The organism is Vreelandella massiliensis, from assembly GCF_900155385.1.
GTDB classification, from domain to species: domain Bacteria; phylum Pseudomonadota; class Gammaproteobacteria; order Pseudomonadales; family Halomonadaceae; genus Vreelandella; species Vreelandella massiliensis.
The window spans coordinates 1699549-1724886 of sequence record NZ_LT699745.1 but is presented as its reverse complement, the minus strand read 5'-3'; the positions used below and the strand labels follow the sequence as shown (position 1 = coordinate 1724886).

General features: G+C 58.2%; 21 protein-coding genes. 11 read left to right on the top strand and 10 right to left on the bottom strand.

Annotation, left to right across the window (positions count from 1 at the left end):
* Positions 1-78: 78 nt before the first annotated feature.
* Positions 79-483, top strand: coding sequence for a DUF2784 domain-containing protein (locus BQ9846_RS12740; protein WP_075881325.1), 405 nt, complete (start codon positions 79-81; stop codon positions 481-483).
* A gap of 36 nt (positions 484-519) precedes the next feature.
* On the opposite strand, the gene BQ9846_RS12735 is transcribed toward BQ9846_RS12740, so the two are convergent.
* A complete protein-coding gene (locus BQ9846_RS12735; protein WP_075881324.1) occupies positions 520-2436 on the bottom strand; it encodes a DNA topoisomerase III in 1917 nt (638 codons plus the stop codon).
* Positions 2437-2581: 145 nt separating this feature from the next.
* Between BQ9846_RS12735 and BQ9846_RS12730 the strand changes: the two genes are divergently transcribed.
* Together BQ9846_RS12730 and BQ9846_RS12725 are read left to right on the top strand one after the other, a co-directional pair.
* Positions 2582-3829: an ABC1 kinase family protein gene (locus tag BQ9846_RS12730; protein WP_075881323.1), complete on the top strand. Its 1248-nt coding sequence runs from the start codon at positions 2582-2584 to the stop codon at positions 3827-3829.
* Positions 3830-3909: 80 nt separating this feature from the next.
* The gene (locus tag BQ9846_RS12725) at positions 3910-5727 is read left to right on the top strand and encodes an SEC-C metal-binding domain-containing protein (protein ID WP_075881322.1); all 1818 of its coding nucleotides are present in this window, start codon (positions 3910-3912) and stop codon (positions 5725-5727) included.
* Positions 5728-5738: 11 nt separating this feature from the next.
* On the opposite strand, the gene BQ9846_RS12720 is transcribed toward BQ9846_RS12725, so the two are convergent.
* Entirely contained in the window at positions 5739-7127 is a 1389-nt protein-coding gene (locus BQ9846_RS12720; RefSeq protein ID WP_075881321.1) for an AmpG family muropeptide MFS transporter, read from the bottom strand.
* Positions 7128-7222: 95 nt separating this feature from the next.
* Here BQ9846_RS12720 and BQ9846_RS12715 point away from each other — a divergent pair, with 95 nt between their 5' ends.
* Both BQ9846_RS12715 and ccoM read left to right on the top strand, forming a co-directional pair.
* Entirely contained in the window at positions 7223-7738 is a 516-nt protein-coding gene (locus BQ9846_RS12715) for an FKBP-type peptidyl-prolyl cis-trans isomerase (RefSeq protein ID WP_075881320.1), read from the top strand.
* Between the two features lie 185 nt (positions 7739-7923).
* Entirely contained in the window at positions 7924-8034 is a 111-nt protein-coding gene (ccoM, locus tag BQ9846_RS17160) for a cytochrome c oxidase subunit CcoM (RefSeq protein WP_328585369.1), read from the top strand.
* A gap of 154 nt (positions 8035-8188) precedes the next feature.
* Here the strand turns inward: ccoM and BQ9846_RS12710 are convergent, their stop codons facing one another.
* Positions 8189-8770 carry a transglycosylase SLT domain-containing protein gene (locus BQ9846_RS12710; protein WP_422821886.1) on the bottom strand — a complete coding sequence of 194 codons (582 nt, stop codon included), beginning with the start codon at positions 8768-8770 and terminating at the stop codon, positions 8189-8191.
* The gene (locus BQ9846_RS12705; protein WP_075881319.1) at positions 8739-10472 is read right to left on the bottom strand and encodes a proline--tRNA ligase; all 1734 of its coding nucleotides are present in this window, start codon (positions 10470-10472) and stop codon (positions 8739-8741) included. Before BQ9846_RS12705 ends, BQ9846_RS12710 begins: the two co-directional genes overlap by 32 nt.
* A gap of 221 nt (positions 10473-10693) precedes the next feature.
* Between BQ9846_RS12705 and BQ9846_RS12700 the strand changes: the two genes are divergently transcribed.
* Complete coding sequence (locus BQ9846_RS12700; RefSeq protein WP_075881318.1) at positions 10694-11125, top strand: hypothetical protein; 432 nt, start codon at positions 10694-10696, stop codon at positions 11123-11125.
* 52 nt (positions 11126-11177) lie between these two features.
* Here BQ9846_RS12700 and BQ9846_RS12695 read toward each other — a convergent pair whose 3' ends face one another.
* The 3 genes from BQ9846_RS12695 to BQ9846_RS12685 all read right to left on the bottom strand — a co-directional run bounded on the left by BQ9846_RS12695 (position 11178) and on the right by BQ9846_RS12685 (position 14354).
* Entirely contained in the window at positions 11178-12596 is a 1419-nt protein-coding gene (locus tag BQ9846_RS12695) for an amidase (RefSeq protein WP_075881317.1), read from the bottom strand.
* 103 nt (positions 12597-12699) lie between these two features.
* Entirely contained in the window at positions 12700-13560 is an 861-nt protein-coding gene (gene nfo / locus BQ9846_RS12690) for a deoxyribonuclease IV (protein ID WP_075881316.1), read from the bottom strand.
* A complete protein-coding gene (locus tag BQ9846_RS12685; protein WP_075881315.1) occupies positions 13560-14354 on the bottom strand; it encodes a glycerophosphodiester phosphodiesterase family protein in 795 nt (264 codons plus the stop codon). Before BQ9846_RS12685 ends, nfo begins: the two co-directional genes overlap by 1 nt.
* Before the next feature lie 174 nt (positions 14355-14528).
* On the opposite strand from BQ9846_RS12685, the gene BQ9846_RS12680 reads away from it, so the two are divergent.
* Entirely contained in the window at positions 14529-15506 is a 978-nt protein-coding gene (locus BQ9846_RS12680; RefSeq protein ID WP_075881314.1) for an NADPH:quinone reductase, read from the top strand.
* A 73-nt stretch (positions 15507-15579) separates the two neighbouring features.
* On the opposite strand, the gene BQ9846_RS12675 is transcribed toward BQ9846_RS12680, so the two are convergent.
* The 3 genes from BQ9846_RS12675 to BQ9846_RS12665 all read right to left on the bottom strand — a co-directional run bounded on the left by BQ9846_RS12675 (position 15580) and on the right by BQ9846_RS12665 (position 20275).
* Positions 15580-17778, bottom strand: coding sequence for a TRAP transporter large permease subunit (locus BQ9846_RS12675; RefSeq protein ID WP_075881313.1), 2199 nt, complete (start codon positions 17776-17778; stop codon positions 15580-15582).
* A 155-nt stretch (positions 17779-17933) separates the two neighbouring features.
* The gene (gene dctP, locus BQ9846_RS12670; RefSeq protein WP_083651574.1) at positions 17934-19118 is read right to left on the bottom strand and encodes a TRAP transporter substrate-binding protein DctP; all 1185 of its coding nucleotides are present in this window, start codon (positions 19116-19118) and stop codon (positions 17934-17936) included.
* Positions 19119-19348: 230 nt separating this feature from the next.
* Positions 19349-20275, bottom strand: a complete 927-nt coding sequence (locus BQ9846_RS12665; protein ID WP_075881312.1) for a MurR/RpiR family transcriptional regulator — start codon at positions 20273-20275, stop codon at positions 19349-19351.
* Between the two features lie 284 nt (positions 20276-20559).
* Between BQ9846_RS12665 and BQ9846_RS12660 the strand changes: the two genes are divergently transcribed.
* The 4 genes from BQ9846_RS12660 (at position 20560) to apbC (ending at position 25334) form a co-directional block, all read left to right on the top strand.
* Positions 20560-21405, top strand: a complete 846-nt coding sequence (locus tag BQ9846_RS12660; protein WP_144049421.1) for an enoyl-CoA hydratase/isomerase family protein — start codon at positions 20560-20562, stop codon at positions 21403-21405.
* 60 nt (positions 21406-21465) lie between these two features.
* Positions 21466-23631: an acetate--CoA ligase family protein gene (locus BQ9846_RS12655; RefSeq protein ID WP_075881311.1), complete on the top strand. Its 2166-nt coding sequence runs from the start codon at positions 21466-21468 to the stop codon at positions 23629-23631.
* Positions 23628-24434: an enoyl-CoA hydratase-related protein gene (locus BQ9846_RS12650; RefSeq protein WP_075881310.1), complete on the top strand. Its 807-nt coding sequence runs from the start codon at positions 23628-23630 to the stop codon at positions 24432-24434. The genes BQ9846_RS12655 and BQ9846_RS12650 overlap by 4 nt, the downstream gene beginning before the upstream one ends.
* Before the next feature lie 99 nt (positions 24435-24533).
* On the top strand, positions 24534-25334 hold the full coding sequence (apbC, locus tag BQ9846_RS12645) for an iron-sulfur cluster carrier protein ApbC (RefSeq protein ID WP_075881309.1): 801 nt from the start codon (positions 24534-24536) through the stop codon (positions 25332-25334).
* Positions 25335-25338: the final 4 nt, after the last annotated feature.

The following is a 25338-nucleotide window of genomic DNA, read 5'->3' as shown; positions in this document are numbered from 1 at the left end:
GGCTAGACTGTAATCAAAGCCGTGTGAGAATGACAGTTTTTGCCAAGAAAATAACGGGTAAGGAGGAGATGTCTCAGTATGCCAACAACGCTCTTGTTTAGTGTATTGGCCGACACCGTTTTGATCATCCACGTGCTGTTTATCGCCTTTGTCATCTTCGGGCTAGTGGCTGTGTACGTGGGCTATTTTCTCGACTGGCAGTGGGTGAGAAATAGAGTCTTCCGTTTTATTCATCTCGGCGCGATTGGGGTCGTGGTGGTGCAAACCTGGATAGGCGTTATTTGCCCGTTAACTACCTGGGAAATGGCGCTTAGGGATAAGGCCGGTGAGGCGACCTACTCCGGCTCTTTTATTCAGCACTGGCTGCATAACTTGATTTACTTCAATCCGCCGGACTGGGTCTTTACCCTGGTGTATACGGCTTTTGCCGCTCTGGTGCTGGCCAGCTGGTTCGTGGTGCGGCCGCGAACACGCAATGGCTAATGAACGAGTGGTCATCGTTACCGCTCAAAAACTCTCTTACCGCGCCTTTCTTCGCGTTTCAGCGCGCTTATTTTTTGTATAGCGCTTCTTCGCTTTACCGGGGCGTTTTGCGGGGGCTCCTGCTTCACCTTGTGCGGTGCGCAAACTCTGTCTCAACCTGCCGGCATCACTTTGTTTGAGTAGGGCCAAGAGGTCGTTAAGCAGGGCATGCTGAAAGGTGGCGGGGTCGTCTTGCGCATCAGCGATCGCTTGCAAGCGCTGCTCCCAAAGGGCGGTGCGCTCAGGCGTGCTTACCGCGCTGGGTAGCGCTGCGATCAAGGCGCTGCCAAGCTGGGTGGCGCGCAGGGCTTTCTGTTTGCGCACCAGGTAGCCGCGCTTCACCAGTGTTTCGATGATGCCCGCACGGGTCGCTTCGGTGCCTAGGCCATCGGTGTCGCGGAGGGTGCGGCGCACGTCAGGGTCATCGACGTAGCGGCTAATGTTCATCATGGCTTTGATGAGGCTGGCGTCGGTGAACGGTTCCGGCGGGCGGGTTTCGCGCACCTCTACCCCGGCATCTTGTGCTTGGCAGGGCTCGCCTTGCGTCAGTGGGGGGAGCGGTGGTGTTTCTTCGCGGGTGGTAAAAAGCGGCTTCCAGCCGGGATCAAGTACTTGCTGGCCGCTGGCGCGAAAGGCCTCCCCGAGCAGCGTGAACTCGGCTTTGACCTCGAAGGTGCGAAGCGGTGGATAGAACTGCGCGACTACGTTGCGAATAATCAGCCGCAGCACGTTGCCTTCCTGCTTCGATAGGGCGTTGAAATCCGGGGTTTTACCGGTAGGGGAAAGCGCATGGTGGGCGCCGACTTTTTTATCGTCCCAGGCCTTTGAGCGGCGGGTGAAGTCCGCGCCAGCAAGCCAGCCGCTAAGCGTGGCATCCTGCTGGCAGGCACCGCTAAGTACCGCGCCCATGCCGGCAAAGTGCTCCTCTGGCAGGTAGCGGCAATCAGAGCGCGGATAGGTAATCAGGCGGTGGCGCTCATACAGCGTTTGGCAGGTATCGAGTACCGCTTGGGCGGAGAGGCCGAAGCGGCGAGCGGCGTCCACCTGCAATGCCGAAAGCGAGTAGGGCAGCGGGGCGTTTTGGCGTTTCTCCTGTTGATTGAGGGTAGTGAGCTGGCCGGTGGCGCCGGGCAGCCGTGCGGCGAGGGCATCGGCGGGCGCACGATCAATCAGGCGTCCCTGTTCATCCAGAGGTTGAGTCTCCTTGGGAACCCACCAAGCGCGCAGTTGCCCTTTCGCTATCTGCAGATCCACCCAAAGCGGATAGAAGGGATAAGGCACAAAATCGCGAATCGCATTATCGCGGCGCACGATCAGCCCCAACACCGGTGTTTGCACCCGACCGATGGAGAGCACGCCATCGAAGCCGGCCTGGCGCCCGGTGAGCGTCCAGGCGCGGGTGAGGTTAATGCCGTAGAGCCAGTCCGCTTGAGCGCGGGCCTCGGCGGCGCGGTAAAGGGGCTGAAAAGCTATATTGTCTTTCATCACCGTCAGCGCGCGGCTAACGGCAGGGCGGTTCAAGTCGCTGATTAATAGCCGCTGCACTGGGCCGCGATAGCCTAGGTGCTCAATCACTTCCTGAACCAGTAGCTGGCCTTCGCGGTCGGGGTCGCCGGCGTGAACCACCTCTTTTGCCTGCTTTAAAAGCTTGCGAATCACCGCCAGCTGGCCTCGCGCTTGAGGCCGCGGCGTGAGCTTCCAGCGTTTGGGCACAATCGGCAAGCGGTCGAGCCGCCACTGCTTATCAGCGGGGTCGTAGGCATCCGGTGGGGCCTGCTCGAGCAGATGACCGATACACCATGTCACGGTGGTAGTTCCACAGGTAATCGCACCGTCTTGGCGGTTCATGCTGCCGGGTAGCGCCTCGGCGATGGCGCGGGCAAGGCTGGGTTTTTCAGCGATGATCAAGCGCATGGCGAACGTGGGGTGCCTCGATGGAGAGAGTGGCGCTCATGGTAACAGACGCGAGCCGGTGCATCGTGCGCTTTTGGCGTATAGGTTTTGTATAATTGGGTGTAGTTGGTTAAGCTTCAAGTATCGCTTTTAACGGAGCAACAGCATGCGCGAACGAGGCAGGACACGGCGTTTAATGGGGCTTGGCGCGCGCACCGGCGGTGCGCTGCTCAAAACCCGATTGGGTGGACAAGCGGACTGGCGCTCGTTAGGCGAAGCGCTGTTTGAAGGTCTTTCTGAGCTGAAAGGCCCGGCCATGAAGCTGGCGCAGATCATGTCGCAGTGGGATGACCTCTTGCCGCCGGATTTAGTTGAAGAGCTTTCGCGGCTACAGCGTCAGGCCGAGCCGATGCCCTGGCCGCGCATTCGCGAAACCTTGGTGACGCAGTACGGTGAGCTTGATTCGCACTTTCAGGAGATTGAAGAGCGCCCCTTCGCCAGCGCCTCCATGGGGCAAGTGCACCGCGCGGTCACCCACGACGGTGATACGGTGGTGCTCAAAATTCAATACCCCGGCTTGGACGAGGTACTGGAGAGCGACTTAAAACAGGTCAAACGCATCATGCGGTTGGGGCGCTGGTTCAAGGTGCCTCAGGCTCGCTTGGACGCGCTATTTGAAGAGCTGGCGGCTGGGCTGCGCAAAGAGCTGGATTACCTCGCCGAAGCCGAGGCGCTTTCGCGCTATCGCGAGCGCTATCGCAATGAGCCGCGCTTGGTGATTCCTGAGCCTCTGTGTGAACTGACAGGCAAGCACGTATTGGCCATGCGTTTTGTGGAGGGCACGCCGCTGCGCGAACTGGAAAGCGCCGATGATGCCACGCGCCAGAAGATAGCGGCGACATTGGCCGACTGGGTGACCGAAGAGCTCTTTACCTATGGTGAACTCCACGCCGACCCGCATGCGGGCAACTTCGCCGCTGATGACCAGGGGCGGCTGGTGATTTACGACTTCGGCGCGGTGATCCCGGTACCCGAGGCGCGTCTGAAAGCGATGATGCAGCTTCTGGAAGCAACGCTTGCCAAAGATCCCATGGCGATGGACGAGGCACTGCTCAAAATGGGCGGCCGCCAAGGGCAGGGCGCGCCGCTTTCCCTTTATAAGGAGTCCGCTGATTGCGTGGCACCTCTTTTCGCCCCCGGTAAGCAAAACTTTGACGATGTGCGCGTGCACCGCCGTCTTCGCGAGCTCACCCCAAAGGTGTGGGCCGCGATGGATCGGCTGCAGCCACCCGCCGATACGCTGCTGCTCTCGCGGACGCTGAATGGCCACTACTGGAACTTGGTACGCCTTGGCGCGCGGCTCGATATGCACGCACGTGCCCAGCCGCTTCTGGCGTGGGCGCGTGAAGCGTAGCGTCGAGCCAAAGGTACCGCTGCGTATGAACCTTCCAACATGCTAAACTACGGTGCTTTTAACATCGCGTGGAGACGGCAATGCTGGCGGTATGGGTCGATCAGCTGCTGGGATTTGCCTCTGGGGCACTCTCGGCAATCAGGCAACAAGAGCACTATCCCGATTTCATGACTTGGGTGCGCGCCGAGGGCGCCGACTATTTCAACGGCGACGACGCCATCGCCCAGGCGTTGGCGCCGATTTTATGGTCGCAAACACCGCTTGAGCGCCTGGATTTCGCTTGCGAACCCCTCGCGACCCCCGCGCGTAACGAGCCTTGCTGGTGCGACTCCGGGCGCAAGTTCAAGCAGTGTTGTTACCGCGTTGAATTCCCGACCGAAATCCCTGATCAGATGATGTGGATGCTGTCCCTGCGCGACTGGAAAGGCGCCACTCTGAAAGCCGCCCTGGCAAGTCAGCGCGCACCGGCACAGGCGCTTTTGGAAGCGGGCCTGATAGCCGCGGAGAGCGGGCAGACGGGCCGGGCCATGCAGATCTTGGAATCCCTTTTTGACGGTAGCGACTGGTCGCGTTTGCCCGAGCAGGCTGAGCCCGCGTTTGAAATTTTGCTCGATATTTATCAAGAGCGTGGCTTTACCCGTAAGCGCGCCGAGCTTTTAGATGAAGTGCTGGATCGAGGGCCGCTGTTTCTACGCGGCGTGGCGCTTGAGCGTTTGTGCTTGATGCATTTGGATAGCGATGACCTTGATAGTGCCCGCGCTGCCTTTGTTCGCGCGCAGCAGGCGCTACCCGACTCGCCGACGCTGGCCTATATCGAGGCGATGCTGCTGCTTCACGAAGGCCACGAGCAAGAGGCCAAAGAGCGGGCCAATTTCTGGTATCGGCGCTTGGCGCGTCAGGGCGAACTGGATGACGATCAGCTCGACTTCCTCGCCGCGCTGGCGGAAAACCCAGGCGCCACGTTAGCGGATCAGCTCCTAAGCGCCGAAGAGGATCTCGCCACGCCGCTGATTGGCTTGCAATCCTTGCTCGCGGCGCTGCCCACGGCACCCAAGCTTGATATTAGTGTGGCGCCAGAGAGTGGTCGTTTGCGCTATCACGTCAGCGCCCGCGAAGCCACGCTCTTTGCCGAATGGCATGAGCCGTTTCAGGTGATGGTGGATGAAGAGCTTGCCTTGGGCTTTCGTGATGACCCTTGGGGCAATGCGGTGGAGTGGATGTCGTTGCTCTGTGCTCACCCCGAGTGGCTGGATTCCCCCCAGGTGGTACAAGACCTGACACTGGCGCTCACAAGCCGCTTTGGCAGTTTGCCGTGGATGGCACCGAGCCTTTTGGAGCCCTTGGCCTTAAGGCTTTCGCGTTGGCTGCAGCAAGCCCGAGCCGAGGGCGATGGCAGCCTATGCTGGGACGACGCCGATAATGCCATCCTGCTGCGTACGGGCCTGGCGCTGGTGGTGGGTATGGAGCGCGGCGCGCGCCAGCATTCACGTGAGCTTGCCGAGGAGCTTCTAGCCATCAACCGGGAGGATAGCTTGGGGCTGCGCGAGCTGGTGCTCGATCAGCTGCTGCGCGATGAGCGTAATGAAGACGCATTAGCCTTGGCTGAAGAACGCAGCGACGATGGCTCGATGAAACTGAACATTCTACTCGGGCGTGCGCTTGCGCTCTATCGACTCGCTCGCTATGAGGAGGCCGACGCGGCTCTGCAGGAGGCCAGGCAGTACAATCGCTACGCCTTGGAGATGCTGTGCGCCGATAAGCCACGCCCTGCGCTCCCTAGCGGGGACGGCGACATCAAGCCGGGTAGTCGCGAAGAGGCGTGGCAGTATCGGACACTGATGCGCGACCAGTGGCGCTCGTCTACCGGTGCGCTAGCGTGGCTGAGCGCGCGCCGATAAAGTAACGCCTTTTAAGCCGCCCCATTCGGCGCCTCATTGTTACGCGCTTGGGACGGCGGGACTAACTGGGCATCACGATTGACCCAGATGGCCAATATCACGGCGGGCAGGCCCAACAGTGCCGCGACCACAAAGAAGCTGGCGTAGCCTTGGGCGCTGACCACCAGCCCGCCGAAACCGCTCAAAAACTTGCCGGGTAGCGTCATCAGCGAAGAGAACAGCGCATACTGTGTGGCCGTGTAAGCGCGGGACGTGAGGCTCGACAGAAAGGCGATAAACACCGCGCTGGCCAGGCCGTTGGCAAGGTTATCGCCCATGATGGTGAGCACCAGCATGGGGAGTTGATCCCCCACCAGCGCCAGCATCACAAACAGCAGATTGGTAAGCATCACGATCGCCGCGCCGAAGATCAAAAGCGGGCCAATGCCGAAGCGGGCGACCAATAAACCGCCTAATAAGCCGCCGCCAATGCTCATCGCGATGCCAAAGATATTGGTGACACTGGCGATGGTGGCGAGAGAAAAGCCCAGATCGATATACAGCGGGTTCGCCATTGAAGCCATGGCCAAATCGCTGATGCGAAAGACGGCAATAAACACCAGTATCCAGAGTGCCTTGACGCCATAGCGGCGGAAAAAATTGGTAAAAGGGCAGACAATCGCGCCGATGCTCCAAGCCCCTAAGCGGCGCAGGACTTTTGGCTTGCCTTGGCTTGCGCGGATAAAAGCGCGCACTTTGGGCTCCTGAATCAATTGGATGCTGAGGGCGGCGCGCGGCGGTTCAGGGCGCAGTAGCACGGTGATGACGCCGACCCCAACCAGGGTCGCCATGGTCAAATAGGCCGCATCCCACGAGAGTGCCGAGGCGACAAAGAGCGCACCGGCGCCGGCGGCCATCAACCCGCCTCGATAGCCGATGATATAGGTCGACGCCATGGCCGCTTGTACGTCTTCGTCAGCGGATTCGATACGAAAGGCATCAATGGCGATATCTTGCGTCGCCGAGCCAAAAGCCACTAGTAGCGCAAACGCCGCCACCCAACCCAGGTTTCCCACCGGCTCGAGCCCGGCAAGCCCGATAAGCCCTGAAGCGATCATTACTTGAGCGAGCAACATCCAGCCCCGGCGCTGCCCAAAGGTGCGCGTGAGAACAGGAAGCGGCAAGCGGTCGACTACTGGCGCCCAAAAGAACTTAATCGAATAGAGCATTCCGATCCAGGCGAAAAAGCCGATCGCCGCGACCTCCACGCCGTCACTGCGAAGCCATGCCGACAGGGTCGAGAACACCAGCAAAAACGGCAGCCCCGCGGAAAAGCCTAAAAACAGCATGGTGAGAACCGGCGCTTGCCAGTAAATCGCCAGGGCAGCCCGCCAGCTACGCTGGGGATTCGGGGTCGGCATGGATAAAGTCTCCTGGAAAGACGTTGGCTTGGGCAGGTGGTAAACTGAGCCGCTACGATTTAAAACGCCGACAGCTTACCGGAGAGGAGTTTTCCATGTCGATTACGGCGCACCAGGTGGTGACCCTGCACTACGTATTGAGCGACGTGCAAAGCGATGGCAAACAGGTGCTTGACGACTCCCAGGCGCGTCATCGACCGCTGGAGTATCTGCATGGCCATCATAACATTGTGCCGGGGCTTGAGCGCGCTCTCGAAGGCCAAGCGGTTGGTGCCGAACTTAGCGTGACGTTGATGCCCGCCGATGCTTACGGCGTACGCAATGAGTCATTGGTGCAGCCGGTGAGCCGAGCCTCGTTTGGCAACGCTGACATACAGCCTGGCAGTTGCTTTCAAACCGAAGGTGAAGCGGGGCCGCAGATTGTCACGGTGGTTAGCGTAGACGGCGATCAGGTGATCGTGGATACCAACCATCCGCTGGCAGGGCGAACGCTACAGTATCAGGTGAGCATCCTGGACGTGCGCGAAGCCACCCGGGCCGAGTTGGCGAAGGGACACCCCCTACCACCGGGAACTGATCACGCCAAGGTGGAAGATCGCAAGGTGCTGTAAGCCAAATATAGTCAGGCCTCACGGTTCCCAAAACAACGTGCTTCGGCTGCTAAGGGAAAAATGACGCATATCAAATTGTTTCGCACCTACCCGCGGCGCTACCGGCAAAATTGATTCAGGTCAGCTTTCCTCTGCGCATTCGTGACTACCATGAACACATCACATCGCGGCGGGAGAGCAAGCACATGTACTGGGATGATGCCGTTATTTTTGGATTAAGCGCTGTTGGGTTAGCCATCGTTTTTATGGCGGGATGGATCGGTTTTGTTATACACGACGCCCGTCGCAAGAAGTAAGCTAGCCTTTTAGCAACCAGTCGTCAGGGGAGGAGGCTTACTGTAACAGGTAAGCTTCCAGTTGCCGGCCCATTTGGGCCGGTTTTTTTTATGTTCGCCATAGAAATGCTAAAAAGTGTCCGTGACTTAACTAGCTGATGATGTTGTCGCCGCCCTAGCGCCAGTTTTCCTGCCATGCTCGGAGCACTCGCTCTGGATACCAGGTCTCTCCCAGGCTTCCATTGTAACGGGCGAGCGCCCGGGTAAAGTCACCGCTTTCGACTGCCAAGTAGTGGGCTAGAATCGTGCAGCCATAGCGTAAATTGCGCCACGGATCTTTGAGATCGTCGGCGGGCACGCCGAGCTCGTCGATCCAGAACGGCATGATCTGCATGAGCCCGACCGCGCCGGCTGATGAGACCGCGCTGGCATCAAAGCTACTTTCCACCTGAATCAAGGCTAGTATCAATGCTGGGGGTAAACCCGCGAGCTGGGCCTCCTGATAGATGCGCTTAAGCAGTTGATCGCGTGTAGACGCGTCTGCGACAAAGTGGGTCAAAGCAGGCGCCATAAGCGCTAGCCAGCGCTCTCTCGCCTGTTGATATCGATCATCGATAGTGGCTTTAGACGCGGCTTCAAAGGTGGGGCGTAGTACCCCACCGGCCGGCTCGGCTGCTTGCGGCGCCAGGCTGATACATCCCGCTGCCGCAAGCACGGGCCATACGTTATTGCGTCGTGGCAAGCCCAGCTTTTTCACGTAAAAACTCGACAACGTCTTCGGCGGAAACCATCGTTACCTCAGTATCGCGGCGGCCTTTATACTCAAGTTTGCCATTATCCAAGCCGCGGTCACCGATCACGATCCGGTGCGGCACGCCCATTAGCTCGAGATCGGCAAATTTAACGCCCGGGCGGGTATCGCGGTCGTCCAGGAGAACATCGAGTCCGGCGGCGGTTAACGTATGGTAGAGACGCTCCGACTCTTCGCGTACGCGCTGCGATTTATGGGCGTTCATCGGCACGAGTGCCACATGGAAAGGGGCAATGGCGTTGGGCCAGATGATACCCGCCTCGTCGTGGTTCTGCTCGATCGCGGCGGCGACCACGCGGGTGACACCGATGCCGTAGCAGCCCATCCAGGGGTGGCTGGTTTTGCCGTTGTCACCGAGTACCGTGGCGTTCATGGCCTCGGAGTATTTTTTTCCCAGCTGAAAAACGTGGCCCACTTCGATGCCGCGCTTGATAGAAAGCGTGCCTTTGCCATCGGGAGAGGGGTCGCCCTCGACGACGTTGCGCAGGTCGGCCACTTCCGGCAGCACGACGTCGCGTTCCCAGTTGATGCCGAAGTAGTGCTTATCATCAACGTTGGCGCCGGCGCCAAAGTCACTCATTAGCGCGACGCTGCGGTCGATAATGATCGGCGTGTTGAGGTTGATCGGGCCTAGCGAGCCAGGCCCTGCGCCGATTGCCGCGCGTATCTCTTCTTCGGAGGCCATGGTCAGCGGGGCGGCAACGGCCGGGTGATTTTCCGCTTTCACGTCGTTGAGCTCGTGATCACCGCGCACCAACAGCGCAATAAGACCGCCTTCCGCGGCATGCACCATCAGCGTTTTTACCGTTTTTTCGATCGGTAGTTTGAACTGCTCAACGAGAGCGGCAATGGTTTTGGCATTGGGGGTGTCGACCAAACGCAGTGCTTCGTTGGCGGCTGGGCGCTCTGGGTTGCTATCCAGCGGGGCGGCAAGCGCTTCGGCTTTTTCGATGTTGGCGGCGTAGTTGGACTGCGTTGAGAAGACAATATCATCCTCTCCCGAATCCGCGAGCACATGAAACTCGTGAGAGCCGGTGCCGCCGATGGAGCCGTTATCGGCAATGACCGGACGGAAGTCGAGCCCTAAACGCGTGAAGATTCGCGAGTAGGCGTCGTACATATCCTGGTAAGTTGCTTTTAGCGACGCTTCGTCCAAGTGGAACGAATAGGCGTCTTTCATGATGAATTCGCGCGAGCGCATCACGCCGAAACGCGGGCGGATTTCATCGCGGAACTTGGTCTGGATCTGGTAGAAGTTGACCGGCAGCTGTTTGTAGCTGGCGATCTCCTTGCGCACCAGATCGGTGATAACCTCTTCGTGGGTGGGGCCAACGCAGTAGTCGCGCTCGTGGCGATCTTTGAGGCGCAAAAGTTCCGGGCCGTACTGCTCCCAACGGCCGGATTCCTGCCATAGTTCGGCGGGTTGCACTGCCGGCATCAAGACCTCTTGTGCCCCGGCGCGGTCCATCTCTTCGCGAACGATGGTTTCAACTTTACGCAGTGTGCGCAAACCCAGTGGCAGCCAAGTGTAGAGCCCCGAGGTTAAGCGGCGGATCATCCCCGAGCGCAGCATCAACTGGTGGCTGATCACTTCTGCATCGGCCGGGGTTTCTTTAAGAGTGGCAATCAGTAATTGGCTGGCGCGCATGGGGTTAAGTATCCCTTGAAATTCTTAGCGATGGATGTAAAGCGGCGATCGGTGGGGTTGCCGTGGTGAGATTGGCAACGAACGAATGCGCACATTGTACGGCGAAGCGTTAACAGCGGCAAAACTCAAACGTGCGTTAGGCTGTGCTAGTATATTGGCGTTTTTAAGCGTATTGGCGAAATTCCCTAATTAAACCGTTTTGCCTCGGTGAGGAAAAAGCTATGCAAACGCGGTATCGCTGGTTGAAGGTCGCTGTTGTCGCCACCTTTGTGGTGACATTAAGCGGCTGTGGAACGCTTCTCTACCCTGAGCGTAAAGGGCAGATAGGTGGCAACGTGGATCCGGTAGTCGCCATCGCCAATGGTGTGGGGCTGCTGTTTTTTATCGTGCCGGGCGTGATCGCCTATGCCGTGGATTTTTCCAACGGCACGATCTACCTTCCTAGCCGTGACTCGGCATCCCTGGACGTGGAGCGTCTGGAGGATGTGAACGACATGGCCGAACTGGAAACACTGCTGTCGCAAAAAGCGGGACAGCCGATACGACTGGACAGTGAGTTACTCATGGTAGAAGAGGTCGAAAACCTGGATGTTGCCATGGCGCTGGTGCGTATGTCCGGCGTGCTGGATGACGAGAAACTTGCGACGATGTAAACGCTAGCACGGGCGAAAACGCCTCCAGCAGACTGCCTGCTGGAGGCGTTTTTTATTGCGAGCGCTGCGAAGGGTTTAATCGGGTGGGAAAACGCGAGGGATGGGCTTGCATATAAGCATGGCTGGCGCGAAGGATACGGATATCGTCGTGACTGCCGCCTGCTAATTGAAAGCCGACTGGTAGGCCTTGCCGGGTAAACCCGCAGGGTACCGAAGCGGCGGGTTGCTGACTCAGGTTAAAGGGGTAGCTGAAGGAGGCCCACTCCTCCCAGCCGCGCATTTTGCTGCCGGGCGGCACCTGATGATTGATCTCAAAGGCGGGTATGGTGACCGCAGGGGTCATCAACAAGTGGTACTGTTGATTAAAGTATTCAAGGCGCTGGGTGAGGGTGGCGCGGTTCTTGAGCGCCCGAAAAAGCTCAAGTGCCGACCAATTTTCGGCCCGTCTGGCGTTGTCGACCATGCCAGGGTCGAGCTGCTCGTGCTGTGCGTTACTCATCTGCGAGCACTTTTCCAGCGAGGCGGTGAACCACATCTTCTGAAAGGTATCGAGCGGGGACGCAAAGCCGGGGTCCACGTCGACAATCTCCGCCCCGAGCTGGGCCAGGTGATGGGCTGCCTGCCTCACAAGGGACGCGACCTCGGGATCAACCTCGGCGTATCCCAGGTCGGCTGAAAAACCAATGCGCAACCCCTTCAGGCCCTTGCCGATATCCTCCCCCCAGTCGTTGGGTTGGCCGCGTTTCGCGTAGGGGTCGCGATAGTCGTAGCGGCCCATGACGTTGAGCATCTCCGCTGCGTCTTCTACGGAGCGGGTAAGGGGCCCAAGGTGAGACAGGGTGGGTTCCGTGGAGGGGGGCCACTGTGGTGTCCAGCCAAACGTCGGTTTAAAACCAAACACGCCGGTAAAGGCAGCGGGAATACGAATCGAGCCGCCCGAGTCTCCGCCTTGATGAAGCACGCCCATATTCAGCGCCGCCGCCACGGCTGCTCCACCAGACGAACCGCCCGGGGTTAAGCGGGTATCCCAGGGGTTGGCGGTGGCGCCAAAGACGCGATTATCGGTAACGCCTTTCCAGCCAAACTCCGGCGTATTGGTCTTTCCTAGAATAACCGCCCCAGCTTCGCGCAGCAGCCGAGTGGGAGGCGCATCGGTGTCACAGGGTTCATCCGATGTGGTTAGCGAACCGCTGCGACACGGCATGCCCTCTACCCAGGTAAGGTCTTTAAGGGAAACCGGAACCCCGTCGATGGGGCTGAGGGGTGAGCCCTTTTGCCAGCGTTTTTCGGCCTCCTTGGCAGCGCGTTCGGCCCCCTCCTCATCAACAAAAACATACGCATTGACCTCTTTATTGAAGCGCGCAATGCGCTCAAGCGCGGCGCGGGTGGCTTCCAGGGGCGAGGCGTCACGAGCTTTGAAGACGCTTCTTAGAGATTGGGCATCCATTTCGCCTAAGTCGGTATTGTTCACTCTTAGCTCCTTGCGCAACGTGACTAGGTTACGCGTATAAGCCTAAGCAAGTACCTCTAGGTCTGCAAAATAGGTGCAAGGACGCTGCCTTTACGCATATTGCTTACTTATCGGGGGTTGCGTTTGCCGCTTGGGAGCGCAGCCAGCGGATTTCATCGGTCCATATTTCAGGTTCGACCGTTTCTAAAATCAACGGGATACCGTCAATACGTGCGTCTTGCATAATAGTGGTAAACCCGGCCAAGCCGATATTGCCTTTGCCCAGGCTGTGGTGGCGGTCTACCCGGCTGGCAAAGTCGCTTTTGGCATCGTTTAAGTGCATGCCGCGCAGGTAGGAGAAACCCACCACGCGCTCGAACTCATCCAGCGTGGCACGCGCTGTGTCGGCGGTGCGAAGGTCGTAGCCGGCGGCAAAGGCGTGGCAGGTATCGATACACACGCCGACACGGCTTTTGTCGTCTACCTGCTCGATAATTTCCGCTAGGTGCTCGAACCGCCAGCCGAGATTGGTGCCTTGGCCTGCGGTGTTTTCAATCACGGCGGTAACGCCTTGCGTCGCGCTGAGCGCTTCGTTAAGCGATTCGGCAATGCGTGCCAAGCAGTCACTTTCGCTAATTTTTTTCAGATGGCTACCCGGATGGAAGTTGAGTTGCGAAAGGCCCAACATCTCGCAGCGCTGCATTTCATCCAGAAAGGCGGCCCGGGATTTACTCAACCCCTCCTTCTCGGGATGGCCTAGGTTAATCAGATAGCTATCGTGGGGTAAAATCTGTTGAGGCTGAAAGTCATGCTGCTTGCAGGCCTTGCGAAACGCCTCGATGGCTTCGTCGGTCAGCGGCTTTCCCTTCCATTGGCGCTGATTTTTGGTAAATAGGGCGAACGCATCGGCGCCAATCTCAACGGCGCGCGCGACGGCCTGATCGGGACCTCCGGCGGCGCTCACATGAGCTCCAATATATTTCATTATTTCCTCGCGTTTGGGTGGTTGAGTTCGTTTGAATGGTTGAGTAAGTAACGCTGAAAAGTGACCGGGTCATCGGTGAATACGCTAGACACACCCAATGCCCAGTAGGGGTGGAATGCACTCGGGTCGTTGACGGTGTAGCAAAGTAGTGGATAGCCCGCGTCTCGAACCGCGCTGATCTGATAGCGCTTTAGCCGTGGCCAGTGGCAGTGCACGCTGTAGGCGTCAATACTCTGGCACTGCGTTCGCCAATCGGCGGGCAGTGCGCGAAAGAGTTTGCCCAGTGCAAGCTCCCTTGCGTTGCCATAGTGGCGGCAGTACGCAAGGGCCTGCGCATCAAAAGAGGAGACAATCAGCCGCTCAGGGGAGAGCGCTGATCGCAACAAAGGCATGACGCGCTCTACGAGCGCTTTAACGTCGCGGCCTGGGTTAATTTTAAGCTCTATATTGACGCTCATATCGAGCGCGTTGAGAAGCGTTAGCATGGAGGGCAAACTGGCCATGCGTTCACCGCGAAAGGCATCACCAAACCAGCCCCCTACATCGAGCTTGCTCGCCTGCGCCCAGTGTAAACGGCCTATATTTCCCTTCCCATCCGAACAGCGCGCGACGTCTTTATCGTGCCAAATGACCGGTGTGCCATCGCCTAGAAGCTGCACGTCGAGTTCTACCCAACCAATGCCCGCGTCATGCGCGGCTATAACCGCGGCCTGGGTGTTTTCTGGCGCAGCGGCGCTGTTGCCTCGGTGACCGATGATAGGCGCTAGCGTAATGTTAGGGTGGGTTTTATGCATATGGACGCTTTTGCTCCTTGTGACGATTGAGTTTAGCACGCTAGCGGTCGCTCAGTGCCCGTGACGCAGCGGGTTGTTATCCATCATAAGACGCTTGATTTATTGCCCTTGAGCGGTTTGGATACCAGACGAGATACGGTCGAAACAGAATATCCAACGAAAAGGAGTGCCCCGATGAGTCAACGTATCCAATTTTCCCAGACCGGCGGTTCAGAGGTGCTGGAAATCGTCGATGAGGCGCCCTCCGCGCCGGGTCCTGGCGAAGTGCTTATCCGCAATAAAGCGGTGGGGCTTAACTTTATTGATATCTACTTTCGTACCGGTCTTTATCCCGCGCCTTCCATGCCCTCGGGGTTGGGCACAGAGGGCGCCGGCGTGGTTGAGGCCGTGGGCGAGGATGTCACACATCTCAACGTGGGGGATCGCGTTGCTTATGCCCAAGGCCCGTTAGGCGCTTATGCAGAGCACCATACGCTGCCTGCGGAAAAAGTCGTTTTGCTGCCCGATTTCGTCGATTTCGAAACCGCCGCCGCCAGTATGTTGAAAGGGCTGACGGTGCAGTATTTGCTACGCCAGACCTACGCGCTCAAGGGCGGCGAAACCATCCTGTTCCACGCTGCCGCCGGCGGAGTCGGTTCGATTGCCTGCCAGTGGGCCAAGGCCCTCGGTGTAAAACTGATCGGTACCGTGAGTTCAAAAGAGAAAGCCGAGTTGGCTATGGCGAACGGTGCCTGGGCGACGATTAACTACACCGAAGAGGATGTCGTTGAGCGCGTGCGTGAACTTACCCATGGGGAAATGTGCGACGTGGTTTACGACTCGGTGGGCAAAGACACCTGGGAAATGTCGCTAGACTGCCTAAAGCCGCGCGCTTTGATGGTCAGCTTTGGCAACGCCTCCGGCCCCGTGGATGGCGTGAATATCGGTATTCTCAATCAGAAAGGCTCGCTGTTTGTGACCCGCCCCAGTCTTAATGGTTATGCCGATACCCGTGAGCGTTTAGAAATGATGTGCGACGACTTCTTCGCCATGCTGGAGAGTGGCAAGATTCAAGTCGACGTGGCCAATCGCTATCCTCTTGCCGAGGCGGGTAGGGCGCAAGATGCGGTGCAAAGCCGTAAAACCACCGGGTCAACGGTGTTATTGCCCTAACGTACGCCTCACCTAAAACGAAAAAACCGCCCTCGCAAAGCGAGGGCGGTAGGTTGGCAGGCAGTAGTAGTGACTAGCCGTACGCCAGGTTAGGCAGCCATGTGACCAGTGCCGGGAAGAGTATCACCAGTAGTAACCCCAGTGCCTGAATGCCAAGGAAGGGGAAGGAGGAGCGGAAAATCTGCGCCATGGTGATATGCGGCGGACACACCCCTTTGATGTAGAAGAGGGCATAGCCAAACGGCGGACTCAAAAACGACATCTGCATATTGACCAGATAGATCACACCGAACCAAAGCGAGACATCGGTCGGATCCACCCCGGGTAATCCCAGTACGCCATCAAAGGTCATTCCTTTGATCAACGGCACGAAGATGGGAACGGCCAGCAGTAGGATGCCCACCCAGTCGAGGAACATCCCTAGCGCGACCAGCAGTACCATCATCAGCAACAGTACCGCATAGGGGCCAAGGCCCGCGCCGGAAATCAGCTCCTGCACGAAGGTTTGACCGCCCTGCAGAATATAGAAGCCGACGAAGATGCTGGCACCGAAGATAATCCACATCACCATGGCCGAGGCCACCAGCGTGGTCATACAGGCGGCATGTAGGTTGGGCCATGTTAGGCGTTTGTGCATCGCGGCCACCACCAGCGCGCCAAAGGTACCGATACCGGCTGCCTCTACGGGAGTGGCAATACCGGTGAAGATGATCCCGAGGACCAGCATGACCAAGATAATCGGCGCCAGCATGTTACGCAGCAGGCGCAGCTTCTCTTTCATGCTGACGCGATCCTCGACCGGCATCGGTGGCGCCATTTTGATGTTCAGCGTGCCGCGCATCCAGCAGTAGAAACCGTACATCGCGGCAAGCAACAGGCCCGGAATCAACGAGCCTAGATACAGCTCGCCCACCGACTGCTGAGCGATAACGCCGTAGATGATGGCCAAAATCGAGGGCGGAATCAGGATGCCCAAAGTGCCCCCGGCCATGATGGAGCCGATGGCGATCTCCGGGTCGTAGTGGCGCTTGAGCATCGCCGGCAGGGCAATCAACCCCATGGTGACCACCGCTGCCCCGATAACACCGACCATGGCGGCCAATAGGGTGGAGGCGATAATGGTAGCAATGGCCAGCCCCGCTCTGAGACCGCCCATCCATTTGTAGACGACGTCAAATAGCTCTTCGATGATACCGGCCTTCTCCAACACCGATGCCATGAAGATGAACAGCGGAATCGCCGATAGCTGGTAGTTGGTCATCATCGGGAAAATGCGCGACGGCATCAGATTAAGCATGTTCTGATCGCCGATGAGGTAGAGGAAAGCTACCCCTAAACCCCCGGTGACGAAGGCCAGGGGCAAACCCGCCACCAGCACTACCATCAAAGAGCCAAACATCACCAGCGTTAAAGCCCCAATACCGACCGAGCCAAGGCTGTTTTCAAGACTGCCCGCCAGACTGTCGTAGTCGGTCACCGCGATGTTGACGATCTCAAAGCCGACCCAAGCCGCTAGCAGGACAGCAATGATCAGCAACACGCGAGCGAAGGTGCGACTGCCATCATGCGTGCGCCAGTGATGGCGATACGCCTGGGCGTCGCGAATGAACTGGCCAAGCCCTTGTAACAGCAGCAGCAAGGCGCCAAAGAACAGCATGAATTTCACTGGGTAGAACTGGATGGCCCACTCGGTGAAAGATGTCTCGTTGGCGTAGCTTGCGCCAAAAAAGTACTCGTCGCTGACTGACTGGGAAAAGAACTTCCAGCCCGTGAACAGTAGCGCGATGGTAAAGATAAAGAAGAAAACTGAGGTCACTAAATCCAGTGCGGCTTTGTTAAGCGGCTTGGCACGGCTGTAGAGAATGTCGACACGCACATGCCCACCTTCGCGAAGGGCGTAGGCGCCGGCAATCAAATATTGCATACCGAACATCAACGTCATCGACTCATGGACCCAGTTAGTCGGCGAGTTGAAGGCGTAGCGTACAAGCACTTCGTAAGCAAAGATGAAGGGGGCGATCAACGCCCAGTAGGCCACATAGCGGCCGGAAAATCCGGAGATACGGTCAACAACGGTGGTGAATACATTGCCCGGGGGCTTGTAAGCGGCCTCACTCTCTTCGCCCGCGGGGATTTCGGCGGTGTCGCCACCGTCTACGGTAGCCCCACGGCGAAAGCTACGGTCGACAAAAAACATCACCACCAGGGGCAGAAAGATCAGCACTGACCAGTAGAGCCAGTGGGGAAGAACAAAATCGATATTCAGGTTCATGGACACTCCTCCGTGACACCATCGCCTAACGGCAAGGGCTCCGGATCATCGAGTCGAGGGGATACGGAAAATAGTGAGTATTGGCTAAAACGGGTGCTGCGATTTCGTCTCGCAACACCCGCTTTTGAGCACGCAATACCAAGCGTTACGCCTTATTAGAGATTAAGCTCGTAACCCTGAATGTCCTCCTCGGTGATCAGTGCCACCGCAGGGTCCATCATGGTATCAAGGTGGGCTTTAAACAGGCGTGCGGCGTCGGGGTCTTTGTTGGCCCACTTGAACCACAGCGGAATGGCGGCGTCGCGGAAGCGGGTCGCGTCATCTTCGGACAGGTGGATGATCTCCACGCCTTTCTCGCGGTACTTAGGCCACGCTTCGGCGTTGGCCTTCTGGATCGCTGCGTAGTGCTCCCGGGAGTAGGCCGCCACTAAATCGTGCATTAAGTCTTGGGTCTGCGGTGACATACGCTCGAAGGTGCGGCGGTTAACGGAGATATCCATGAGGTCGACCGCTTGGTGCAAGCAAGGCGTAGAAGGCGGGCCCATGATGATGTAGTCGGCGACCTGCCAGAAGCCTAGCTCGTAGTTAACGGCGGCACCAACGTAATCGGCGGCATCTATGGTGCCCTTCTCAAGTGCCGGGTAAACCTCTGACCCCGGTAGCAGCGTGGTTTGGGCGCCAATCGAGGCAAAGGTTTCGGCCACAATCCCCCCGGGCATGCGAATCTTTGCGCCCTTGAAGTCGTCGAAGCTGCGCAACGGTACTTTGGAGTGGATGAGGTTCATGTCGTGATGCACATAGCCGAGAAGCTCTTGGCCCTGCTTGCGGTAGAGATCCTTGGCGATGCCCATGCCACCGTAAGCGCCGAACATCATGTCCCACTGGTGGGGAACAGAAAGGCCCATGGGGTAGGCGGTGAGGAAAACGCCGGCGGGCATTTTGCCTGGCCAATAGACGGTAAACCAGTTTTGGCCGTCCAGCACCCCGTTGCGAACCGCGTCGGCCACTTCAAAAGCGCCCGCGACCGCACCGGCGGGGAAGGGCTCAATGTTGACTTCTCCCCCTGTTGCCTCGGCAACGCCCGCCGCCCACTGCTCAAAAATTCGGTAGCCCGTCGTGCCGGGTTGCCAGGAGGACTGCATCCGGATGCGTATACCTTCCTGTGCCTGAACATTGCCGATCCACGGAGCGGCAACCGCAGCGGCTGAACCGACAGCGGCGGTTTTCAAAAAATTACGCCGCGAGGTGGGGGCCTTAGATGCGTTGGTAATAGAAGAGGGCAGCTCGGTAGAAGTGGAAATAGACGTTTCTGTATTAATGTCGTGCTTATTATTGGGCATCTCGGAAGCTCCAGCAGTGGTGGTACCACGAATTGTTTTTGGTATTCCCGTATTGGACATTGCACCACTAAGGCATTCCCTGTGGCACAGGTAAAGCCATGCTTTACGCCAAAGCATGGCTTTACCTAGACAGAATTTAGCCAGTCCTGAGTTTAGAGCCAATTAATATTTTCAACGCTCGACGATAGTATGACGAAGGTCACCATTAGAAGTGCCAGCATTTTCGTCGACTAATCGACGTCGACATAGGCCCCCATGTGGCGCATCCGCTGCTCAAATTGCGAGACGTTGTCGACGAGGTTATCCGGCCCGAAGGCGACGCACTCCGCCAGAATAGCTTCAATCAGCGTAATTGCGGACAGAATCGACGGGAAAAAGTGGGGCGTGGCGTTGGCCACGTTGAAGGTGATCTGCGCACCCGGCACCAGCGGCGAGCGCATGGTGTCGGTGACAACGATGGCTTTCACCCCGTTGGCACGGGTGACTTCAAGGGCTCTGACCGTTTCGCCGCAGTAGGGCTCAAAGCCAAAGGCGACCACCACATCGTTTTCATCGAAGCGGTCAAGTTCGGTCAAAAGGCCTCCCTCCAAGCCGCGAATGAGATGAATCTCCGGCATGGCGATGCGGCCTACGTAAGCGAAGTGGTAGGCGCAAGCAAACGTATCGCGAAACCCCACTACCGCGACTTTACGCGCGCCCAGAATCATCTTGGCGGCGTCGCGAACGCGCGACTGATTATCGGCGGTGAACAAGCGGCCAATATTATCGAAAGCCGCATCGCCCACATCGAGAAACACCTGATCATCGGTGTGGCTTGCCAAATTGCGTAACTTACTGGCACGCCCGGAGAGCTCAACGGGCCCCGCCTGTACCGCCGACTGAAACACTTCGCGAAATAGCTCGTAGCTATCAAAGTTTAACCGCTTGGCGAGGCGGACGAGGGTTGAGGGGGTAACCGCTGCCGCCGCCGCGGATTTACGAATCGATTGAAAGGCAATGTCCATCGGGTGTTCGAGTACATAGCCCGCCGCCAGCTTGAGCTGAGGGCTAAGGTCAGGATATGCCTCTGCCAGTTGTTGATTAATCTCATCGAGGCGGGCAGACGGGGGCGTTTCTGACGGAGTTTCCGTCGGATCATGCTGAGTAGGGTTTGACATGCACGGCTCCTCACTCCTTTAGCAGCATGCGAAAACGCGTGCATTGTAACCTACGCTCAGGGTAGAGGGCAGCGCGGCGTCGTATTGCATACAGCTGATACATTTGTTCCTTAATGGTGAAAATATCGGTACAGGCGTGTTGACGTAAAGTAAGGTCTTAACTATTATCCGTACAAAACGTATGTGCTCATTTTTTATATTTATTGGCACAAATGTTTTAACGCTGTGCGCTCGCTATACGCACGTTACCGCTTTCCCATCTGTTGCAAGCTTTGATGACTATCATGTCGCGTTCGACCCTCTCCGCTGCCTCTTCCCGCTTTACGCTAACGGCTGAAGCACTTCCCGCCTATGAAACGCTGCTGGTTTCTCTGCAAGAGCAGGTGCTCGAAATCCGTTTCAACCGGCCACACCGGCTAAACGCGGTGGTCGAGACCTTTTATACCGAGTTGATCGATGCGCTCGGATTGGCCGAGCAGGCAGAAAACGTGCGTGCGGTGGTGTTAACCGGCCAGGGGCGGGCATTCTGCGTTGGTGCGGACATGAAAGAGCATGGCGGCGCCGCGCGTACTCTTTACCAGCGTCGTGAGTATTTGCAGCTAGGCAACGATGTTTGTGAAGCGATCTACCGGCTGAAAAAGCCCGTCGTGGCAGCGGTTAATGGCTACGCCTTGGGCGCAGGGGCTGAAATGGCCGTTGCCTGCGATTTCATCATCATGGCCGAAGACGCGCTGATCGGCTTTCCCGAAACCAGCATTGGCACCTGCGTCGGTGGCGGTGTGTCCAAGATATTGCCCCAGATTGTCGGGCTTACCCAGGCGCGTCGGCTGCTTTTCACTGGCGAGAAAATTAACGGTGTGGAAGCCGTGCGTATTGCACTGGCATTAGCCGCTTACCCCCAGGATCAATTGCTAAAGGAGGCGCATGTGCTAGGTGCGCGGCTTGCCGAGCAAGCGCCGGTATCGATGGCCATGCTCAAGCGGCTGGTCAACCTTGCCAGCGCCAATGATATCGACAGTCATCTACAGCAGGAGCTAGATGCCGTTTTCACCTGCTCGACCACCGATGATTGGCAGGAGGGCGTGGACGCTTTCGCCCAAAAGCGCAAGCCGCGCTTTAAAGGGCAGTAGCGCCCTTGGTTAGCGACACCAAAAGAGACGCTGGTTTGCACAAGGTAAAAAGGGTGAGTTATGAATCCGATTGAAGGGCATCTTCCCGTACGTAGTCCGCTTCACGATATTTTAGCGCCTTCCGGTATCGCCGTGGTGGGGGCCTCCGCCGACCCCACAAAACGTGGCTACAAAGCCATGGTGGGGCTGATTAAGGACGGTTACCGGGGAGAGATTTACCCGGTTAACCTCAAGGCCGATATGATTTTGGGGGTGAAAGCCTGGCCATCGATCGCGGCGATACCAGGCAATCCGCAACTTGCGCTGATTTGTACCCCGGCGGCCAGCGTGCCGGAGTTAATTACCGAGTGTGGCCGGCGTGGGATTAAAGGAGCGGTGATTCTCGCCAGCGGCTTTGGCGAAATGGGAGAGGCCGGGGCGAGCCTTGAGCAGGAAATGATGGCCAAAGCGCGCGCCCACGGCGTGCGCATTATCGGCCCCAACACCTCGGGGATATTCAACCTCCATCACCGGGTCAATTTGCTGGCGCTGGATCATGTCAAACCGGGTGATATAGGTATTGTCTCGCAGTCGGGCAACATGCTGCTCTCGCTGGCGCTAGAGGCGCAGCACAATGGTCAAGTGGGCTTTAGTACTTACATTGGCCCGGGTAACCAGAGCGATATCGGCTTTAACGACTACCTGCGCTACCTAGGCGAAGATGAGCATACCCGGGTCGCCACGCTGTATGTGGAAGGTTTCCGTGACGGGCGCAAATTCCTTCAAGTCGCCCGCGATGTCACCGCGATGAAGCCGGTGGTGGTGTACAAATCGGGCTCCACCGAGCAAGGGCAGAAGGCCGCTAGCTCCCATACCGGTGCGCTTGCGGGGAGTTATCAAATGACGGTCGACCTGCTGCGCCAGTCGGGCGTGAGTGTCGTGCAGTACTCCGATGAAATTCTGCCCGTCGCGGAAGGCTTGGGCCTGTTGCAGAAAGCCCACGGCAAGCGCGTGGCGGTGATTGCCGACGGCGGCGGTCAGGCCACCATCGCCTCCGACCGCTTGGCCGAAGCCGGGCTGACACTCGCCGAGCTCTCTGACGACACACGCGCCAAGTTGCGCGAAATTCTGCTCCCGCAAGCCGCCACCGCTAACCCGGTAGACGTGGCGGGCTCGTCCGATGCCAACCCATCGCTACTTGCCACCTGTATGGAGACTGTCGCCGCCGACGATAACGTCGACAGCGTTTTCCTCGTGGGTATGTTTGGCGGCTACAGCCTGCGCTTTGCGGAATCCCTGCTGGGTGATGAGATGCGCGGAGCGGAGGCGATGGTGGAGCTGTCGCATAAAACGACGAAACCGCTGGTCGTCTATAGCCTCTATGCACCGGTGAAGCCGCCGGCGCTGCGGCGCTTGCACGAAGCGGGGCTGCCAATTTATGCCTCGATCGAGCACGCGGTACGCGTCCTCGCCGCACTCGGGGAGCGAGGCGAGTATCTAGCGCAATGCGATGTCGTGGAAGCCAAAGAGCCGGTTCAGGCGACGGAAAAAGGGCGAATGCTCCTGCTTCAAGCGCAAACCCAGGGGCGCAATTTGCTGGAGTTTGAGGCCAAGGCGCTACTCGCCGAGCACGGGGTTCGCGTGCCCGATGAGCGTGTTGCTCGTCGCGTCGAGGAGCTAGCCGACATCGCCCGCGAGTTTGGTCAACAGCCGCTGGCGATGAAGGTGGTCTCCAAGGATATTCTGCACAAATCCGACGCGGGCGGCGTTAAGCTAAATCTCGTGGGAGAGGCGGCGCTGAAAGCGGGTTTCGAGCAGATCGTGGCGTCGGCCCACGACTACGACCCACAGGCGGAGATCGAGGGCGTACTGGTCACCCCCATGGCGGAAAAGGGCGTTGAGGTGATCATCGGCATGATGCGCGACCCTATTTTTGGTCCGGTACTGATGTTTGGTCTGGGCGGCGTGTTCGTTGAGATTCTTGAAGACGTCGCCTTCCGTGCGGTGCCGCTGAGCCGCTTTGATGCCGCCTCCATGGTGGAGCAGATCAAAGCGAAAAAAGTGTTCGAGGGCGTGCGCGGCGCATCGGCGATCGATAAAGAGGCTCTCGTGGCGCTTCTATTGAGCGTTTCGCGTATCGTAGAGGCCTACCCCCACATTGCTGAACTCGATTTGAATCCGGTGATTGCCTATCCCGACGGCTACGCCGTGGTGGATGCGCGCATTATTGTTGAGGAGCCTTTATGACCCTGCCAACGTTACACGACGCCACGTTAACCCTTGACCGGCGTATCGCGACGTTAACCCTTAACCGTCACGATGTTCGTAATGCCTTGACCGGCACGGCGCTGGTTGACGATATCGTCGCGGTGGCCGAGTGGGTCAACCGCTGCGACGATGTGTCGGTGTTAGTGATCACCGGCGCGGGGTCCGCGTTCTCTGCTGGCGGCAATATCAAAGACATGGCGAACCGCGGCGGTGACTTTGCCGGTAACGTCGCCGAGGTAGCCGAGCGCTACCGGCGCGGTATTCAGCGCATGCCGCTGGCGCTTTCGGCGGTGGAAGTGCCCGTCATCGCGGCGGTTAACGGCCCGGCGATTGGAGCGGGCTTTGATTTGGCGAACATGGCCGATATCCGCGTTGCCTCAACCAAGGCCAAGTTTGGCGAAACATTTCTCAATTTGGGGATTGTTCCCGGCGATGGCGGCGCCTGGTTCATGCAGCGTCTGATCGGCTATCAGCGTGCCTTTGAGCTTACGCTCTCCGGGCGTGTCATCGACGCGGAAGAAGCCAAAGCGTATGGCATTGTGCTGGAGGTAGCCGAACCCGAGGCGCTGATGGATGTCGCCATGGCGCACGCCGAGCGGATTGCCGTGCAGCCGCCCAAAGCCACACGCTTGACCAAGCGGCTGATGAAGATGGCGCCCGATATGCAGCTGAAAGCCTTTCTTGATGTGTGCGCGACGTTCCAAGGCATGTGCCATAACGAGCCGGAGCATTTGGAAGCGGTAAACAAGATGCTGGAGAGCATGGAGAAAAAGCGGCGCTGACCACCGCCGCCTCGTCAAACGCGTTCGTAGTTTATGAATCTACCGCTTGCGCGTATCATCGCAGTGGAACGCTTTACCAAATGACGAGGAGTGCCACGTATGGAAGGGGTAAAACATATCGTCGCCGTTGCCTCGGGCAAGGGCGGCGTGGGTAAATCCACGGTAACGGTCAATTTAGCGCTAGCGCTCTCTGCCCAAGGCTACCGCGTGGGCGTATTGGACGCCGATATCCACGGCCCGAGTCAGGCGCAAATGCTCGGCGTGAAAGAGGGCGCCCGCCCGCAGGCCGCCGGGGAGGATACATTTTTCCCCCTTGAGGCCCACGGCATTCAAGCCATGTCGATGGCGTTTCTGGTCAACACCCGGGAACCCATGGTATGGCGCGGCCCCATGGTGGTGGGGGCTTTCCAGCAGCTATTAACCCAGACGAAGTGGGATAACTTGGATTTCCTGCTCATCGATATGCCGCCCGGCACCGGTGATATTCAGTTGACGCTTTCTCAGCGGGTACCGGTTTCCGGTGCGGTGATCGTCACCACGCCACAAGATATTGCGCTGCTTGATGCACGCAAGGGCATCGAGATGTTCCGCAAGGTCAATGTGCCGGTGCTGGGTATTGTCGAGAACATGAGCACCTACCACTGCGAAAATTGCGGTCACGAAGCGCCTATTTTTGGTACCGGCGGTGGGGAACGCATCGCCGATGAGTACGAAACACAGGTGTTGGGCCGTTTGCCGCTGAGCCTTTCGATTCGCGAATTGGCCGATTCCGGCAATCCAAGCGTGGTTTCCGAGCCGGACAGCGCGGTGAGCCAAGCATTTGCCGAGATTGCTAAAGGGGTGGCAAAACAGGTTGATGCCGCCGCCGAGCAGGGCCCGACGATTTCTTTTAGTGAGTGATAGC